Raw genomic sequence first — 16,439 nt, forward strand, 5'->3', positions numbered from 1 at the left:
GTCGAACAGCGGCACCGAGTCCGGGCGGTACTCCAGGTCGATGGCGTAGTGGTCCTCGGCGTGGTGGTCGCGCCGCCCCGTGGCGGTCGGGCCGGGGGCGGGCCCCGGGGCCCCGCAGGCGAGGGGTGGGGACGGCGTCCTCGCTCAGGCGCCGACGAGGTGCCGGTCGCGCGGCGCGGCGTCCTTCGAACCGAGCTGCTCCAGCGGCACGTGCGCGGTCTCCCGGGCGGTGAGGGCGCAGATCCCGGCGACGGCCGCGGCACCGGCGGTCAGGAACGCCACGGGCAGCCAGCCGTTCGGGCCCTCACCCACGATCGCGGTGGCGATCGCCGGCGAGAAGCCGCCCAGCGCGAAGCCGATCTGGGTGCCGATCGCGGTGCCGGAGTAGCGCACCCGGGTGTCGAACATCTCGCCGTACAGCGAGGGCCAGATGCCGTTGGCGGCGGAGTAGAAGACGCCGGACAGCAGGATCCCGAACACGAAGACCAGCGGCACGTTGCCCTGCTGGAGGGCCCACAGGAACGGGAAGACCGCCACGGCCGAGCCCAGGGCGCCGAAGGCGAACACCGGACGGCGGCCGATCCGGTCCGACAGCTTGGCCCACAGCACCAGCGCCCCGAGGGCGAGCGCGTTGGCCAGCACGACCATCCAGAGCAGGGTCGAGCGCTCCAGGCCGATCGCCTCACTGGTGCCGTGCGCCAGGGCCCAGGTGCCGACGATGGTGCTGACCACCGAGATCAGCGCGCACAGGACGACCCGCAGCACCGAGGCCCAGTGGTCGCGGAACAGGACGGCGACGGGCAGCTTGGCGACCTCGTGCTCCTCGCTGGCCCGCTCGAACTCCGGCGTCTCGGGCAGCGTGCGGCGGACCCAGTAGCCGACGGCGACGACGGCCGCGGACAGGAAGAACGGGATGCGCCAGCCCCAGCTCAGGAACTGGTCCTCGGGCAGCAGCGCGAAGGGGATGAAGACCAGGTTGGCCAGGATCAGGCCCGCCTGCGTGCCGACCAGCGTGAAGCTGGTGAAGAACCCGCGCCGGCCCTCGGGCGAGTGCTCGAGGGTCATCGAGTTCGCGCCGGCCTGCTCACCGGCGGCCGACAGGCCCTGCGCGACGCGCAGCACGACCAGCAGGATCGGCGCGGCGACGCCGATGCTGGCGTACGAGGGCAGGGCGCCGATCAGGAAGGTCGACACGCCCATCAGCAGGAGGGTGAGCACGAGCATGCGCTTGCGGCCCACCTTGTCGCCGAAGTGGCCGATGACCACGGCGCCCAGCGGGCGGGCGACGTAGGCGACGCCGAAGGTGGCCAGCGACAGCAGGATCGCGGTGTTGGGGTCGCTCTCGGGGAAGAACACCTGCGGGAAGACCAGCCCCGCGGCGGCGCCGTAGATGAAGAAGTCGTAGTACTCGAGCATGCTGCCGACGAAGCTGGCGATGGCGGCCTTGCGCGGCGTGCGCTGATGGGTGTGCCCACCGGATGGGGTGGTCGTGCTCATGTCGGTCTCCTGGGAGGCGCGGCGGCAGCGATCTCGTCGTGCCGGAGGGGCGGACGGGCGGCCCTCCTGCAGGGTCCCGCCGCGAGCCTGCGGGTGGCGGGGGGCAGGAGGGTCCTCTTTCAGCGGTTGCGTCGTGCGGTGCTGCGGGCGGCGGCCGGGATCTCCCGGGCCCCCGTGCCGCCCTGGCCCTGGGTGCGGGGCCCGTGCGGTGTCGCCAGCGGCTTATGTACCAACCGGTTACGTACCAGATGGTGAGGTGATGGCCGTCACCGTGTCAAGCGCCCGTGGTCAGCGGCGTGGTCGCGCGCTCAGGAAGCGGTCAGGTAGGCGACCACGAGGTCGCCGAGCATCCGCCGCTGGTGCTCGCGTCGGGACGGGTCGAGCAGGTCCCGCCCGAAGATGGCGCCGAAGGTGTGCCGGTTCGCAGTGCGGAACACGCAGAAGGCGCTGATCACCTGGTGGACGTCGAGGGCGTCGACGTCGTCCCGGAACAGGCCGGCGTCCCAGCCCCGCTCGAGGATCGCGCCCAGGACGTCGAGCGCCGGGTTGGCCAGCCCCGACAGCGCCTCGGAGCGGGCGATGTGCTCGGCGCGGTGGATGTTCTCGATGCTCACCAGGCGGATGAACTCCGGGTGGGCCTCGTGGTGGTCGAAGGTCAGTCCGGCGAGCTCGCGGATCGCCTCGACGGGGTCGAGGTGCTCGACGTCGAGCTGCTGCTCGAGGCTGCGGATGCGGCTGTACGCCTGCTCGAGGACCGCGACGTAGAGCTGCTCCTTGCCCCCGAAGTAGTAGTAGATCATCCGCTTGGTGGTGCTGAGCTTGTCGGCGATCTCGTTGATCCGGGCGCCGGCGTAGCCGCGGTCGGCGAACTCGGCCGTCGCGACGGCGAGGATCTCCGCCCGGGTGCGGTCGGCGTCCCGCGTGCGTTCCGGAGCCTCCGGCGACCCCGCCCCGCCGGCGGGGACGGGGTGCTCCTCCTGCGCGTGGTGCCCGGTCACCGCGTCCTCCCCATCACCGACCTGTCCCGGGCAGCCTAGAAGGTCCGAGGGTCCCGTCCGGCCCGGGACGGGGCCGCGACGGGCCCGTCCAGGAGGCCCGCACGGTGTCGCCGATCACCTCGGGGGCTGGCGGGTGCGCCCGGGATGTGGTCCCCTGTAACAACTCACCATTTGGTACATAGGCAGGAGACGTTCATGACGTCCGGCTCGCAGAGCTACCTGGTCGGCCTCGTCGGCACGGGCATCGGCCCCTCGCTGACCCCGCCGCTGCACGAGCGGGAGGCCGACGCGCTCGGCCTCCGGTACCTCTACCGGCGCCTGGACCTCGACGTCCTGCGGCGGCCGGCCACCGCGGTCGGGGAGATCCTGGCCGCGGCCCGGCTCGCCGGCTACGACGGGCTCAACGTCACCCACCCGTGCAAGCAGCTGGTCCTGCCGCACCTCGACGAGCTCTCGCCCGACGCCGAGGCGCTCGGGGCGGTCAACACCGTCGTCCTCCGTGCCGGCCGGGCGGTCGGCCACAACACCGACTGGTCCGGTTTCGCCCGCGCCTTCGACCGGGGCCTGCCCGACGCCGCGCTGGACCGCGTCGTGCTGCTGGGGGCCGGCGGCGCGGGGGCGGCGGTGGCGCACGCACTGCTCACGCTGGGCACCCGCCAGCTGACCGTCGTCGACGTCGACGTCCAGCGGGCCGTCGAGCTGGCCGGTTCCCTGCGCGACCGCTTCGGCGCCGACCGCGCCACCGGCGGCGACCTGGCCACCCTGCCCCTGGCCCTCCGCGCGGCCGACGGCCTGGCCCACGCCACCCCCACCGGGATGGCCGCGCACCCGGGCCTGCCGGTCGACGCCGCCCTGCTGCGCCCGGAGATGTGGGTGGCCGACATCGTCTACCGCCCGCTGGAGACCCAGCTGGTCCGCACCGCCCGCGACCTCGGCTGCCGGGTGCTCGACGGCGGCGGCATGGCGGTCTTCCAGGCCGTCGACGCCTTCCGGCTGTTCACCGGGGTCGAGCCCGACGCCGGGCGCATGCTGGCGCACTTCACCGAGCTGGTCACCGGACCGGGCCCCGATGTCCGCATCGGCTGACGGAGGGCCCCGTCCGCCCCGCGCGATCGCCACGGTCTGCCTGTCCGGCACGCTCGAGGACAAGCTGACCGCCGCCGCGGGCGCCGGGTTCGACGGCGTCGAGGTCTTCGAGCCCGACCTGATCGCCTCCCCCTGGGCACCGGCCGAGCTCGCCGCCCGCTGCGCCGACCTGGGGCTCTCGATCGACCTCTACCAGCCCTTCCGCGACCTCGACTCCACCGACCCCGAGCGCTTCGCCAGGAACCTGCGCCGCGCCGAGCGGAAGTTCGACGTCATGGCCGACCTCGGCGTCGACACCGTGCTGGTCTGCTCCTCGGTGGCCCCCGACGCGGTCGACGACACCGACCGGCTCGCCGAGCAGCTGGCCACCGCGGCGGCGCGCGCCGGCGAGCGCGGCCTGCGGATCGCCTACGAGGCGCTGGCGTGGGGCACGCACGTGTCCACCTGGGAGCGCTCGTGGGACGCCGTCCGCCGCGCGGACTCGCCCGCGCTCGGACTCTGCCTGGACAGCTTCCACGTCCTCTCCCGCGGCGGGGACCCGGCCGGCTTCGCCCGGGTGCCCGGCGAGAAGCTGTTCTTCCTGCAACTGGCCGACGCCCCCGCGCTGCGCATGGACGTGCTGCAGTGGAGCCGCCACCACCGGCTCTTCCCCGGCCAGGGCGCGTTCGACCTGCCCGGCTTCCTCGACGCCGTGCTCGCCGCCGGCTACACCGGGCCCCTGTCGCTCGAGGTCTTCAACGACGTCTACCGGCAGTCCGACCCGGCCCGCACGGCGGTGGACGCCATGCGCTCCCTGCAGTGGCTGGAGGAGGCGCTGGCGCTGCGCCGTCCGGAGGCCGGGCGGCCCACACCCCCGCCGGCGCCGGCGCTGTCGGGCTGGTCGTTCACCGAGCTGGAGGTGGACGGCGTCTCCGGCCCGCGGGTCGCCGGGGTGCTGGACGCGCTCGGGTTCGCCCACACCGGCCAGCACCGCTCCAAGCCCGTGCAGCTGTGGGAGCAGGGCGACGCGCGGGTGCTGCTCAACGCCTCGGTGGTGCGGCCGGCGGCCGCCGGCGTGGCCGCCGTCGCGGCGCTGGGCCTGGAGAGCGCCGATCCCGGCCGGTCCGCGGCGCGGGCCGAGGCCATGAGCGCCCCGGTGCTGCCCCGCACCCGGGGTGCGGCCGAGGCGGAGCTGTCGGCGGTCGCCGCCCCCGACGGCACGCAGGTCTTCTTCACCCGCACCGTCCCCGACGGCTGGACGGCCGACTTCCTGCCGACCGGCACCCGGCCCGGCGCGGACACCGGGCTCACCCGCGTCGACCACGTGGGGCTGGCCCAGCCCTTCGACGCCTTCGACGAGGCCGGCCTGTTCTACCGGGCGGTGCTCGGTCTGGAGCCGCAGGAGGTCACCGAGCTCGCCGCGCCCTTCGGGCTGGTCCGCACCCGCGCGGTGACCGGGCCGGACCGTGCGGTGCGGCTGGCCCTGAGCGCCTCCACCCTCCGCCGCGGCGGCTGGGCGCCCGGCGTCCCCGAGCCCCAGTACGTCGCCTTCGCCACCGACGACATCGTCGCCACGGCCCGGGCGCTGCGTGCGGCCGGCGCGCCCCTGCTGCCCGTGCCGGCCAACTACGTCGACGACCTCGACGCCCGCCTCTCCCTCGCCCCGGAGCTGCTGGCCGCGATCCGCGAGCACGGGCTGCTGTACGAGGAGGACGCGGCCGGCGGCTACCTGCACCTGGTCACCGAGGTGCTCGGCGACCGGGTGTTCTTCGAGGTGGTGCAGCGGCTCGGCGGCTACGACGGCTACGGCACCGCCGACGCCCCGGTCCGGATGGCCGCGCACCGCCGCCTGCGCCAGGCCGCCCTCCTCCCCCGCTGACGGAGGGGGCCGCCGGTGTGACGCCGGCGGATCCCCCCCGCGGCGCCTCAGCGGCAGCGGGTCTCGGGGAACAGCAGGTCCACGAAGCGCGCCGCGGTCGGTTGCGGCTCGTGGTTGGCCAGCCCGGGCCGCTCGTTGGCCTCGATGAACACGTGCTCGGGGCCGTCGAGGTCGGGCACCAGGAAGTCCAGCCCGGTGACCGGGATGCCGATCGCCCGGCTGGCCCGCACCGCCGCCGCCGCGATCTCCGGGTGCAGCCGGTCGGTGACGTCGTCGATGGTGCCGCCGGTGTGCAGGTTCGCCGTCCGCCGGACCCGGATGCGCTCCCCGGACGGCGGCACGTCCGCCATGCCGTAGCCGGCCTCGGCCACCACCTCGGCGGTGGTGTCGTCCAGCGGGATCCTCGACTCCCCGCCGGTCGCCCGCTCCCGCCGCCGGCTCGTCGCCCGGATCAGCTCGGTGACGTCGCGGTGCCCGTCACCGACGATCTCGGCCGGACGGCGGACGGCGGCGGCGACCACCTCGTGGTCGATGACGACGACCCGCAGGTCCTCCCCCGGCACCAGCTCCTCGACGAGCACGTCGGGGCAGTGCCGTACCGCCACGTCGACCGCCCGCCGGAGGTCGGCGGCGTCGCGCACCCCCACCGTGATGCCCTTGCCCTGCTCTCCGCGGGCCGGCTTGACCACCACCTCGCCCACGTCCCGCAGCAGCGCCAGCGCGGCGGTGAGGTCCTCCCCGCTCACCTCGGCCGCGCGGGCGACCCGGACGCCGGCCCGCGCCACGATGCGGCGGGTGACCCGCTTGTCGTCGCAGCGGCTCATCGCCACCGCCGAGGTCAGCTCGGACAGCGACTCCCGGGTGAGCAGGCCGCGCCCGCCGAGGGAGAGCCGCAGCTCGCCGGAGGCGGCGTCGGTCACCTCCACGCGGATGCCCCGGCGCAGCGCCTCGTCGGCGAGGATCCGGGCGTAGGGGTTGAGCTGGTCCAGGCCGGGTGGCCCGGCCACGAACAGCGGCGCGTTGATGGAGTTCTTCCGCTTGACGCTGACCGCCGACACCTGCCGGAAGCCGAGCTTGCGGTACAGCGCGATCGCGGCGGTGTTGTCGTACAGCACCGACAGGTCCAGGCGCGCCCGACCGCGCGCGACGTACCGCTCGGCCAGCACCCGGACCAGCGCCTCCCCCGTGCCGGGCGGGGCGCTCTGCGGGTCGACCGCCAGGCACCACAGGCTGCACCCGCCCTCCGGGTCACCGAAGGCGAGGACGTGGTCGACCCCGGTGACCGTGCCGACGACCTGGCCGGTGCGGCGGTCCTCGGCGACGAGGTAGGTGTAGGTCCGGGTGCGCTGGTTGCGCCACGTCGTGCCCCGGTCGCCGGGCACCATGCCGGCGACCCGGTGGATGCGCTCCATCTCGATCACGTCGTCCGCGCCGGTCACCGTCCGGACGAAGACGCCCTCGACGAGGTCGCGGCGCGGGCGGTAGCGGCACAGGTCCAGCCGGTAGGTGTAGCTCGGGTCCACGAAGAGCTCGTCGGGCGCGAGGCCGACCAGGACCTGGGGGTCCCTGGGGTAGATGCAGATGTCGCGGTGTCCGGGGGCCTCGTGCCGCAGCACGTCGACGATGCCGTGCAGGTCGGCGAACGTCTGGCCGAAGACCAGCCGGCCCCACCCGAGGTCGAGCGTCACGCCGGGCCGCATGCCGCGGAGCTGGTGCTCGGAGGGTTCCCGGGAGAAGCCGCCGGTGAGGACCGGGGCGAGCACCTCCGCCGCCCGACGGCGGGTGTCCGGCCGCATCACCACCGTGCACCTCCGGGTGCGGGCGGACACGGGGGTGGCTGAGGGGACAGGAGGACGCCGGCGGACATGGGGGCCATCCCTCGCTGGAGACGGACCGCCGGCTCGCGGCGCGCGGATCGTCGTCCGCGTCGCGTGCGCGGTCCTCCCGACGGCACGGCGGGCTGTTCCACCGGGCCGGGTGGAGCACCCCTGCCCGGACGACCGGCACTCGAAACACATCCGTAACGGAAAGGGATCCCGCGGGCGCCCGGGTGTCGTGTCGCCCCCGGGCGGGCCATGATGGACCCAGCTCGTAGCCCCCGAGCCCTCTCCGCCGCGCCAGCGGCGTCGTGCCAGGGGCACCGCCATGAGCCACTCCCCCAGCCCGACCGGCCCGGACCGCTCCGGGCCGGCTCCCACCCCGCGTCCGGGACCCACGTCGTGACCGCCATCGCACCGCGGCCGATCGTCAGCCGGCCCAGCGATCTGCCACGGGCGGCCCGGGGCTCCCGGCTGAGCAACCTGCTGCGGACCACCGACCACAAGACGATCGGCCTGATGTACCTGGTCACCTCGTTCGTGTGGTTCATCATCGGCGGCTTCATGGCGATGCTGATGCGCGGCGAGCTGGGCCGGCCGGGGCTGCAGTTCCTCTCCCCGGAGCAGTACAACCAGCTGGTCACCATGCACGGCACGGTGATGCTGCTGTTCTTCGCGACGCCGCTGTTCTTCGCGTTCGGCAACCTGATCATGCCGCTGCAGATCGGCGCCCCCGACGTCGCGTTCCCCCGGCTGAACTCGTTCTCCTACTGGCTGTTCCTCTTCGGCAGCACGATCGCCGTCGCCGGCTTCATCACCCCCGGCGGGGCCGCCGACTTCGGCTGGTACGCCTACACGCCACTGTCCGACGTCGCCCACACCCCCGGCGCCGGGCCGAACCTCTGGATCGCCGGCCTGGCCGTCAGCGGCCTGGGCACCATCCTGGGTGCGGTCAACTTCATGACGACGATCGTCTGCCTGCGCGCCCCGGGCATGACGCTGTTCCGGATGCCGATCTTCGTCTGGAACACGCTGGTGACGAGCATCCTCGTGATCTTCGCCTTCCCCATCCTCACCGCGGCGCTGTTCGGGCTGCTCGCCGACCGGCAGCTGGGTGCGCTGGTGTACTCGGAGGAGAACGGGGGGCCGATGTTGTGGCAGCACCTGTTCTGGTTCTTCGGCCACCCCGAGGTCTACATCATCGCGCTGCCGTTCTTCGGCATCATCACCGAGATCATCCCGGTGTTCAGCCGCAAGCCGCTGTTCGGCTACAAGGGCATGGTCTTCGCCACCCTGGCCATCGGTGCCCTGTCGCTGACGGTGTGGGCGCACCACATGTTCGCCACCGGCGCGGTGCTGCTGCCCTTCTTCGCCTTCCTGACCTACCTGATCGCCGTGCCCACCGGCATCAAGTTCTTCAACTGGATCGGCACCATGTGGCGGGGTCAGCTGACCTTCGAGACGCCCATGCTGTGGTCGATCGGCTTCCTGGTCACCTTCCTGCTGGGCGGTCTCACCGGCGTCCTGCTGGCCAGCCCGCCGCTGGACTGGCACCTCAACGACAGCTACTTCGTCGTCGCGCACTTCCACTACGTCGTCTTCGGCACCGTCGTGTTCGCCGCGAACGCCGGCATCGCGTTCTGGTTCCCCAAGATGTGCGGCCGGATGCTCGACGAGCGGCTGGGCAAGCTGCAGTTCTGGCTGACCTTCATCGGCTTCCACGGCACGTTCCTCATCCAGCACTGGATCGGCAACGTCGGCATGCCGCGCCGGTACGTCAACTACCTGCCCACCGACGGGTGGACCACGCTGAACACGATCTCGACGATCTTCTCGTTCGTGCTCGGCGCCTCCATCATCCCGTTCCTGGTCAACGTGATCCGCTCGTGGCGGCACGGACCGCTGGCGCTGCGCGACGACCCCTGGGGCCACGGCAACTCCCTGGAGTGGGCGACGTCGTCCCCGCCGCCGCGGCACAACTTCACCGAGATCCCGAAGATCCGCTCGGAGCGGCCGGCGTTCGAGGCCCACTACCCGCACCTGCTCGAGCGTCTGGAGCGGGAGAAGCACGTCGGCGGCCGGCACGAGCCCTACGCCGGGGTCAGCGAGGTCGGCCTCACCGCCGGCGAACGCCAGGGCTCGCGCGACCCCGACCCGACCTGAGCCGGTCACCGTGACCTCGATGCGACGCACCGTGCACCGCGCGGGCCGCTCCGCCCGCGAGCCCGCGCGGCTCGTGCCCCGCACGACCGGGCCGCCCGGTCCGGGCCGCACCGGCGAGCCGGCCGCGGCGGACCCCGGCCGGCTCGAGCGGGACGCCCGACTCGAGCGGGACGCCCGGCTCGAACGGGAGGCCCTGGCCGACATCCGGGACGCGCTGGAGCGGGACGACCCGGACCTGAGCCGGTCCTTCGGCGTCCTCGCCGGGCCCAGGGTCGGTCGGTGGCTGGCCGGGCTGGCCGCGTGCGCCGTCCTCGCCGGTGCCGCGTTCGCCGTCCTCGGCATCCGGGCCTTCGGGCTCGTGGGGTGGGTCCTGGTGCTCGGGGCCCCGGTCCTCGCGTGCCTCGCCCGCACGGAGGACACCGGACCGGTGGAGGCTCCCCCGCCCGGGGCGTGAGACCCCGGCGGTCGGGTCCGCACGAGCCGGAGCCGGAGCCGGAGCCAGTGGCGACACGCGCCCCCGGTCAGTCGCGCAGGTGCCGGTCGAAGAAGCGCAGGATGCGGGCCCAGGCGTCCTCGGCCGACGGGTGGTGGTAGCTCAGCCCCGCCACCCGTTCCAGGACGGCGAAGGGCCCGCTGTTGTGGCGGTTCATGAACGAGTGGCCCGCGTCGGGGTACTCGTGCACGTCGTGGGGCACGCCGTGCCGGGTGAGCACGTCCTCCAGCCGCCCGGCCGCTCCGCGCAGGGCCCGGTCCTGGCGGCCGAAACTGGCCACCACCGGGCAGGCGCCGGCCAGCACGCGCTCGGCGTCGCGGGGCAGGGGTCCGTAGTTCGGCGCCGATGCGTCGAAACCGCGGGTGGCGGCCAGCAGCGCGAACCCGCCGCCCATGCAGAAGCCGACGACCCCGACCCGTCCGGTGCAGTCGGGGCGGTCGGCCAGCCACCGGCGGGTGGCCTCGAGGTCCCCGAAGGCGGGGCCCTCCCGCCGGAGCAGGTCGCCGAAGGTGCGCTTGAGGCAGCGCAGCCCACCGGCGGTGAACAGGTCCGGGGCGACGGCGAGGTACCCGGCGGCGGCCAGCCGGTCGGCGTGCGCGCGGACGTCGTCGGTGAGCCCGAAGGCCTCGTGGACGACCACCACCCCGGGCCACGGACCCTCCCCCACCGGCGGGACCGCGAGGTGGGCCCGCAGTCGCGGAGCGCTCCGCGCGCCGGGGACCGTCGTCTCGGGCACGTGCGTCTCCCTGCGCCGTCGGGACCAGGGACGCACGGTACCGACCCCCGCCCGTCCCGGGCAGCTCGTGAGGGAGGTCCCGTGCACACCGGACACCGGCCCTGGACGCGGGCCCGGCGCCGCCCCGGCTGGTGGAACCGCCGGCTGCAGGACGCCGTCAGCCGGTGAAGGCGCCGGTCTCGGCCAGCCGGGACGGCGTCACGGTCTTGAGCCTCGCGACCGCCCGCGCCAGCGGCACCAGCTCGATCTCGGTGCCGCGGAGCGCGACCATCTGCCCGTGCCGGCCCTCGTGCGCGGCGATGGTCGCGTGCAGGCCGAAGCGGGTGGCCAGCACCCGGTCGAAGGAGGTCGGGGTGCCGCCGCGCTGGACGTGACCGAGCACGGTCGTGCGCACCTCCTTGCCGGTGCGCCGCTCGAGCTCGTCGCCGAGCTGCTGGGCCACGCCGGTGAACCGGCGGTGGCCGTACTCGTCGACGCCCCCGTCGCGGACCAGCATCGTGTCCGGCAGGGGCTGGGCACCCTCGGCGACGACGCCGATGACGTGGGTGTCGCCGCGCGCGAAGCGGTCCTCGACGATCTTGGCCACCTCGGCGACGTCGAAGGGCTCCTCGGGGACGAGCGTGACGTGCGCCCCCGACGCCAGGCCGGCGTGCAGGGCGATCCAGCCGGCGTGGCGGCCCATCACCTCGACCAGCAGCACCCGCTGGTGGGACTCCGCCGTGGTGTGCAGCCGGTCGATGAGGTCGGTGGCGATGCTGACCGCGGTGTCGAAGCCGAAGGTCAGGTCGGTGCCGTCGATGTCGTTGTCGATGGTCTTGGGGATGCCGACCACCGGGACGCCGGCCTGCGAGAGCAGGTGCGCGGCGGTCAGCGTGCCCTCACCGCCGATCGGGACGAGCACGTCGACGCCGTGCGCGGCCAGCACCGCCTTCATCTGCGCGAGCCCCGCGTGCAGCTTCTCCGGTGCCACCCGCGCCGAGCCGAGCGTCGTCCCACCGCGGGTGAGCAGGCCGTCGACGGCGGGGACGTCCAGCGGCGTCGTGCGGTCCTCGAGCAGGCCCCGCCAGCCGTCGCGGAAGCCGATCACCTCGCTGTCGTAGTGGGTCGTCGCCGTGCGGACGACGGAGCGGATGACGGCGTTGAGGCCGGGGCAGTCGCCCCCGCCGGTCAGGATGCCGATGCGCACCGGCTGCTCCCTCGGGGTCGTGGGCCGGGTCCCGGACGACGATACGTCATGACGACATGACGTCCGGGCCGGCCCGGTGGAGCCGCGTGTCGCCCGGCGCGTGCCCGTCGTCGGTCAGCCGACCCGGGTGACCCCCGCGGCGTGCCGACGGGCCAGCGCCCGGTAGGTCGCGGGGTTGCCGGTCACCCAGCCCCGGGCGCCGTCGGAGAGCGGGCCGCGCACCCGGGCCGGGACGCCGAGCGCCAGCACCCCGTCGGGCAGGTGCGTGCCGGGCGGGACCAGGCTCTGGGCGCCCACGAGCGAGCGCGCTCCGATGCGGGCGCCGTCCTGCACCGTGGCACCGTTGCCGATCAGCGCCTCCGCGCCGATGACCGCGCCGTGCACGACGCACATGTGGCCGACCGTGGCGCCGGGGCCGACCTCGGTCTCGGGGTCGGCGCCGCCGTGCAGCACCGAGTTGTCCTGCACGTTGGCCCCCTCGCGGACCACGATGCGGCCGAAGTCGGCGCGCAGCACGACCCCGTACCAGATCGACGCCCCGGCCTCGACCACGACGTCGCCGACCAGCGTCGCGGTCGGCGCCACCCACGCCTCGGGGTGCACCTGCGGGGACCGGCCTTCGAAGGAGAACAGCGGCACGGGCGGCAGCGTAGGCACCGGCCCCACCCTCGGGACCGACCGAGCCACCCACGCGGACCCGGGTGCGGGAGGTGGACCCGCCGCGGCCGACCGGCGTCAGGCCCCCGCGGTCTCCTGCAGGACGAACATCGGCCGCAGCCCGGTCAGGTCGAGGACCTGCCGGAACCGTGGGGTGGCGTGCAGGAGGACGGCCGGCCTCCCCTGCCGCGCGGCGCGCTGTGCCCACCGGGCCAGCATCGCCAGGCCGGAGGAGTCGATGTAGGCCATCGCGGCCACGTGCACCGCGACCAGCGCCCCCTCGTCCAGCCCGCCGTCCTGCATGCGGTTCACCAGCGGCGCGTCGACGTCGCCGCGCAGGTGCAGCACCGGACCGGCTGCCTCGTGCACGACCTCGTAGGAACCCATCGGCGGTTCGTCTCCGCCACCGTGGAGGTCAACCACGCACCCACTGTGACCTGGCTCGCAGGTGGGGACAACCACTCCCGGCGCCGTTCCCCCCGTCGGGGGGGGTGGGGGCGCGTGCGAGCATCGCTCCCCGTGCGTGTCCGGGGTACGGGGGAACTGCCCCGCGAGGTCGGTGTGCTGGCGGTCGTGGCCTTCGTGGTCGCGCTCGGCTTCGGGATCGTGGCCCCGGCCATCCCGCTGTTCGCCCGCTCGTTCGGCGTCGGCACCACGGCGGTGGGCCTGGCGGTCAGCGCCTTCGCCTTCTTCCGGTTCGTCTCGGCCTTCGCCGGCGGCTCGCTGGTCGAGCGGCTCGGCGAGCGCGTCGTCCTCACCCTCGGGCTGGTCACCGTCGCGGTCACCACGGGGGCGGCCGGCCTGGCGGGGTCCTTCCCGCTCTTCCTGGGACTGCGCGCGGCCGGCGGCGTCGGCAGCGCCATGTTCACGGTGGCGGCGCTCTCCCTGCTGCTGCGGGTGTCCCCGCCCTCGCACCGCGGCCGGGCGGCGGCGACCTACCAGGGCGGGTTCATCCTCGGCGGCATCGCCGGCCCGGCTGCCGGCGGCCTGCTCGCCGAGGTCTCCCCCAGCCTGCCGTTCGTCCTGTACGCCGGCTTCCTGCTCGTCGCCGGCGGGGTGGGCCTGCTGTTCCTCCGGTCGCCGCGCTCAGCGGAGGAGGAGTCCGCGCCGGCGCCCCCCGCCCCCGACCGGGGCCCGCTGCCGCTGCGCGCGGCGTTCCGGTCACGGGTCTACCTCGCCGCGCTGGTGGCCAACCTCGGCGTGGGCTGGATGCTGTTCGGCGTCCGCAACTCGCTGGTCCCCCTGTACGTCACCGAGGAACTGGGGCGCACCGCCACCTGGGCCGGCCTGGGCCTGCTGGCCGGCTCCCTGGCGCAGGCCCTCGGGCTGCTGCGCGCCGGGCGGCTCGCCGACGCCTGGGGACGGCGGCCCGCGCTGGTCCTGGGGACGGCGCTGGCCACCGCCTCCACCGCCGTGCTGGTGCTGCCACCGGCGACCTGGGCGTTCCTGGTCTCGATGGCGGTGTTCGGGCTGGCCGCCTCCCTGCTGTCCAGCGTGCCGGCCGCGCTCGTGGGGGACGTCAGCCCGGCCCGCGGCGGCCGCGTGGTGGCGGTGTTCCAGATGTCGGCCGACCTCGGCGGGATCGTCGGTCCGCTGGCCGCGGGCTGGCTCACCGACGTGGCCGGCTTCCAGGTGGCGTTCGGCGTCACCACCGCGGTGCTGGGTCTGGGCCTGGTCGCGGCCCTCGCGCTGCCCCGGTCCACCGGCGCCCCGGTCGCTCAGCCCCCGGCGGCCCCGGCACGGTAGCCCGGCGCCCGCCCTCCCGGCCGCGGCGTCGCGGCCGCGAGCAGCGGCAGCACCCGGCGGGACACGAGCTCCGACAGGGCGACCACGCTCGTGGACCGCACCACCGAGGGCGAGCGGCCCAGCCGCACCAGCGTCTCCTGCAGCGCGCCGTGGGACTCCGCGGCCAGCCGGACCAGCACGTCCCCCGAACCGGTGGTCACGTGGGCCTCGAGAACGCCGGGGACGGCCCGCAGGTCGGCGGCGACCTCCTCCAGCGCGCCCTGGGCGATCTCCAGGGTGACGAACGCCTGGACGCCGAAGCCGGCCGCGGCCAGGTCGACGTCGGGGCCGTAGCCGGTGACCACGCCGGTCTCCTCCAGGCGTCGCAACCGGGCCTGGACCGTGGCCCGGGCGACCCCGAGCCGACGGGAGAGCTCGAGCACGCCGGCCCGCGGCTGTTCGGTCAGGGCGGTGAGCACCGCCAGGTCGAGCGCGTCGAGCTGCTGGGCCACCGCTCCTCCTCCGGCCGGACTGGTCGATCTGACCAGCTCGGGACCGCTGTGCGCACCTCGGCTGCCCCGATCGGCCAGCTCGGTCGAGCCATCTTGCCCACCACGGGCGCGCGGAGGTGGGCTGGACGCACCATCGGAGGAGAACGGACCACACGGGAGGGCGTCATGACCGACACGCAGCCCCGGGGGACCCTGGAGCAGGTCCTCACCGACGACGAGCGCCTGGCCGAGCTGAGCGCCGACCAGCTCCGGCAGCTCGTCGGCCTGGTCGAGCACGACCCGACCACCGACCCGTTCCCGGTCAGCGGCTGGGACGCCCTGGTCTGGGTCGCCGGCAACGCCACCCAGACCGCCCACTTCCTCCAGTCCGCGTTCGGGATGGAGCTGGTCGCCTACTCCGGGCCGGAGACGGGCAACCGGGACTCCCGCGGCTACGTGCTCCGCTCCGGCGCCGCCCGGTTCGTGGTCACGGGCGCCTACTCACCGGCCAGCCCGCTGGCCGACCACCACCGCCGGCACGGGGACGGCATCGTCGACATCGCCCTCGCCGTCCCCGACGTCGACCGGTGCGTCGCGCACGCCGCCGCGCAGGGAGCGACCGTCCTCGAGCCGCCGCACGACGTGGGCGACGAGCACGGCACCGTCCGGCTGGCCGCCGTCGCCACCTACGGCGACACCCGGCACACCCTCGTCGACCGCTCCCGCTACTCCGGCCCCTACCTGCCCGGCTACGTCGCGCGGACGTCGACCTACCAGCGGCGACCCGGTGCACCCCGGCGGCTGTTCCAGGCCGTCGACCACGTCGTCGGCAACGTCGAGCTGGGCGCGATGGACCACTGGGTGGACTTCTACCGCCGGGTCATGGGCTTCACGAACATGGCCGAGTTCATCGGCGAGGACATCGCCACCGACTACTCGGCGCTGATGAGCAAGGTCGTCGCCAACGGCAACCACCGGGTGAAGTTCCCGCTCAACGAGCCGGCGGCCGGGCGGAAGCGTTCCCAGATCGACGAGTACCTCGAGTTCTACGGCGGACCGGGCGTCCAGCACGTCGCCCTGGCCACCGGCGACATCCTCGCCAGCGTCGACGCGATGGTCGCCGAGGGCGTGGAGTTCCTCCCGACGCCGGACTCCTACTACGAGGACCCCGCCCTGCGCGCCCGCATCGGCACCGTCCGCGTGCCGGTGGAGGAGCTGCAGCGGCGCGGCATCCTGGTCGACCGCGACGAGGACGGCTACCTCCTGCAGATCTTCACCCGGCCCACCGGCGACCGTCCCACGGTGTTCTTCGAGCTCATCGAGCGGCACGGGTCCCTCGGCTTCGGCAAGGGGAACTTCAAGGCGTTGTTCGAGGCGATCGAGCGCGAGCAGGAACGCCGCGGCAACCTCTGAGGCAGCTCATGCCGGGCGGTGTCGTCACCCCGGGTGAGCACCGCCCGGGGTGTCCGCGCGTCCCCCTCGTCCGGTTTGTCGGTCTCGGGGCGCCGACCTAGCGTGACGGCGTCCGGACGGGCCGTTCCGTCACCCCCTGGTGACACCGGCCGGACGCCGCCGAACCCTGCGCCGGCCCGTTCCGCCGGCACCAGGGACCGGGGACCCACCGCAGTACTGGGGTGAAGCGTCCGCGGCCCGCCCGGGCCGCCGGACGCCGGGCGACTTCCCTCCCGAACCCGTCAGCTAACTCGGTAGGCGGCTGTGGAAGAGAGGACAG

Annotated in this window: 14 protein-coding genes and 1 riboswitch; of the genes, 6 read left to right on the forward strand and 8 right to left on the reverse strand. The window is 74.5% G+C overall.

The features are described 5' to 3' along the window. Nucleotides 1-144: 144 nt before the first annotated feature. Together ACI78V_RS20540 and ACI78V_RS20545 are read right to left on the reverse strand one after the other, a co-directional pair. Entirely contained in the window at nucleotides 145-1,497 is a 1,353-nt protein-coding gene (locus tag ACI78V_RS20540; RefSeq protein WP_456854119.1) for an MFS transporter, read from the reverse strand. A 308-nt stretch (nucleotides 1,498-1,805) separates the two neighbouring features. Further along, nucleotides 1,806-2,495 (reverse strand): TetR family transcriptional regulator, encoded by a 690-nt coding sequence (locus ACI78V_RS20545; protein ID WP_456854121.1) that lies wholly within the window; start codon nucleotides 2,493-2,495, stop codon nucleotides 1,806-1,808. A 195-nt stretch (nucleotides 2,496-2,690) separates the two neighbouring features. Between ACI78V_RS20545 and ACI78V_RS20550 the strand changes: the two genes are divergently transcribed. Further along, a complete protein-coding gene (locus ACI78V_RS20550; RefSeq protein WP_456854122.1) occupies nucleotides 2,691-3,581 on the forward strand; it encodes a shikimate dehydrogenase in 891 nt (296 codons plus the stop codon). Beyond that, the gene (locus ACI78V_RS20555; protein WP_456854123.1) at nucleotides 3,565-5,439 is read left to right on the forward strand and encodes a bifunctional sugar phosphate isomerase/epimerase/4-hydroxyphenylpyruvate dioxygenase family protein; all 1,875 of its coding nucleotides are present in this window, start codon (nucleotides 3,565-3,567) and stop codon (nucleotides 5,437-5,439) included. Before ACI78V_RS20550 ends, ACI78V_RS20555 begins: the two co-directional genes overlap by 17 nt. 47 nt (nucleotides 5,440-5,486) lie before the next feature. Here ACI78V_RS20555 and ngg read toward each other — a convergent pair whose 3' ends face one another. Further along, on the reverse strand, nucleotides 5,487-7,235 hold the full coding sequence (gene ngg / locus ACI78V_RS20560) for an N-acetylglutaminylglutamine synthetase (RefSeq protein ID WP_456854176.1): 1,749 nt from the start codon (nucleotides 7,233-7,235) through the stop codon (nucleotides 5,487-5,489). 423 nt (nucleotides 7,236-7,658) lie between these two features. On the opposite strand from ngg, the gene ctaD reads away from it, so the two are divergent. Next, nucleotides 7,659-9,419 carry an aa3-type cytochrome oxidase subunit I gene (ctaD, locus tag ACI78V_RS20565; RefSeq protein ID WP_456854125.1) on the forward strand — a complete coding sequence of 587 codons (1,761 nt, stop codon included), beginning with the start codon at nucleotides 7,659-7,661 and terminating at the stop codon, nucleotides 9,417-9,419. A 19-nt stretch (nucleotides 9,420-9,438) separates the two neighbouring features. Next, nucleotides 9,439-9,873 carry a DUF3040 domain-containing protein gene (locus tag ACI78V_RS20570; RefSeq protein ID WP_456854127.1) on the forward strand — a complete coding sequence of 145 codons (435 nt, stop codon included), beginning with the start codon at nucleotides 9,439-9,441 and terminating at the stop codon, nucleotides 9,871-9,873. Nucleotides 9,874-9,940: 67 nt separating this feature from the next. On the opposite strand, the gene ACI78V_RS20575 is transcribed toward ACI78V_RS20570, so the two are convergent. The 4 genes from ACI78V_RS20575 to ACI78V_RS20590 form a co-directional block, all read right to left on the reverse strand. Continuing rightward, nucleotides 9,941-10,648 (reverse strand): dienelactone hydrolase family protein, encoded by a 708-nt coding sequence (locus ACI78V_RS20575; RefSeq protein WP_456854129.1) that lies wholly within the window; start codon nucleotides 10,646-10,648, stop codon nucleotides 9,941-9,943. Nucleotides 10,649-10,805: 157 nt separating this feature from the next. Next, nucleotides 10,806-11,834, reverse strand: coding sequence for an ATP-dependent 6-phosphofructokinase (locus ACI78V_RS20580; protein WP_456854130.1), 1,029 nt, complete (start codon nucleotides 11,832-11,834; stop codon nucleotides 10,806-10,808). A gap of 114 nt (nucleotides 11,835-11,948) precedes the next feature. Next, on the reverse strand, nucleotides 11,949-12,473 hold the full coding sequence (locus ACI78V_RS20585; protein WP_456854132.1) for a gamma carbonic anhydrase family protein: 525 nt from the start codon (nucleotides 12,471-12,473) through the stop codon (nucleotides 11,949-11,951). Between the two features lie 96 nt (nucleotides 12,474-12,569). Further along, nucleotides 12,570-12,878: an STAS domain-containing protein gene (locus ACI78V_RS20590; RefSeq protein WP_456854134.1), complete on the reverse strand. Its 309-nt coding sequence runs from the start codon at nucleotides 12,876-12,878 to the stop codon at nucleotides 12,570-12,572. Nucleotides 12,879-13,010: 132 nt separating this feature from the next. Between ACI78V_RS20590 and ACI78V_RS20595 the strand changes: the two genes are divergently transcribed. After that, a complete protein-coding gene (locus ACI78V_RS20595; protein WP_456854136.1) occupies nucleotides 13,011-14,237 on the forward strand; it encodes an MFS transporter in 1,227 nt (408 codons plus the stop codon). Here ACI78V_RS20595 and ACI78V_RS20600 read toward each other — a convergent pair. Further along, nucleotides 14,210-14,728: an Lrp/AsnC family transcriptional regulator gene (locus ACI78V_RS20600; RefSeq protein WP_456854138.1), complete on the reverse strand. Its 519-nt coding sequence runs from the start codon at nucleotides 14,726-14,728 to the stop codon at nucleotides 14,210-14,212. The two genes, ACI78V_RS20595 and ACI78V_RS20600, sit on opposite strands and share 28 nt — an antisense overlap. Nucleotides 14,729-14,893: 165 nt before the next feature. On the opposite strand from ACI78V_RS20600, the gene hppD reads away from it, so the two are divergent. After that, the gene (gene hppD, locus ACI78V_RS20605) at nucleotides 14,894-16,120 is read left to right on the forward strand and encodes a 4-hydroxyphenylpyruvate dioxygenase (protein WP_456854140.1); all 1,227 of its coding nucleotides are present in this window, start codon (nucleotides 14,894-14,896) and stop codon (nucleotides 16,118-16,120) included. 172 nt (nucleotides 16,121-16,292) lie between these two features. Further along, nucleotides 16,293-16,435, forward strand: a riboswitch (cyclic di-AMP (ydaO/yuaA leader). Nucleotides 16,436-16,439: the final 4 nt, after the last annotated feature.

Source organism: Geodermatophilus sp. SYSU D00742 (assembly GCF_054049935.1).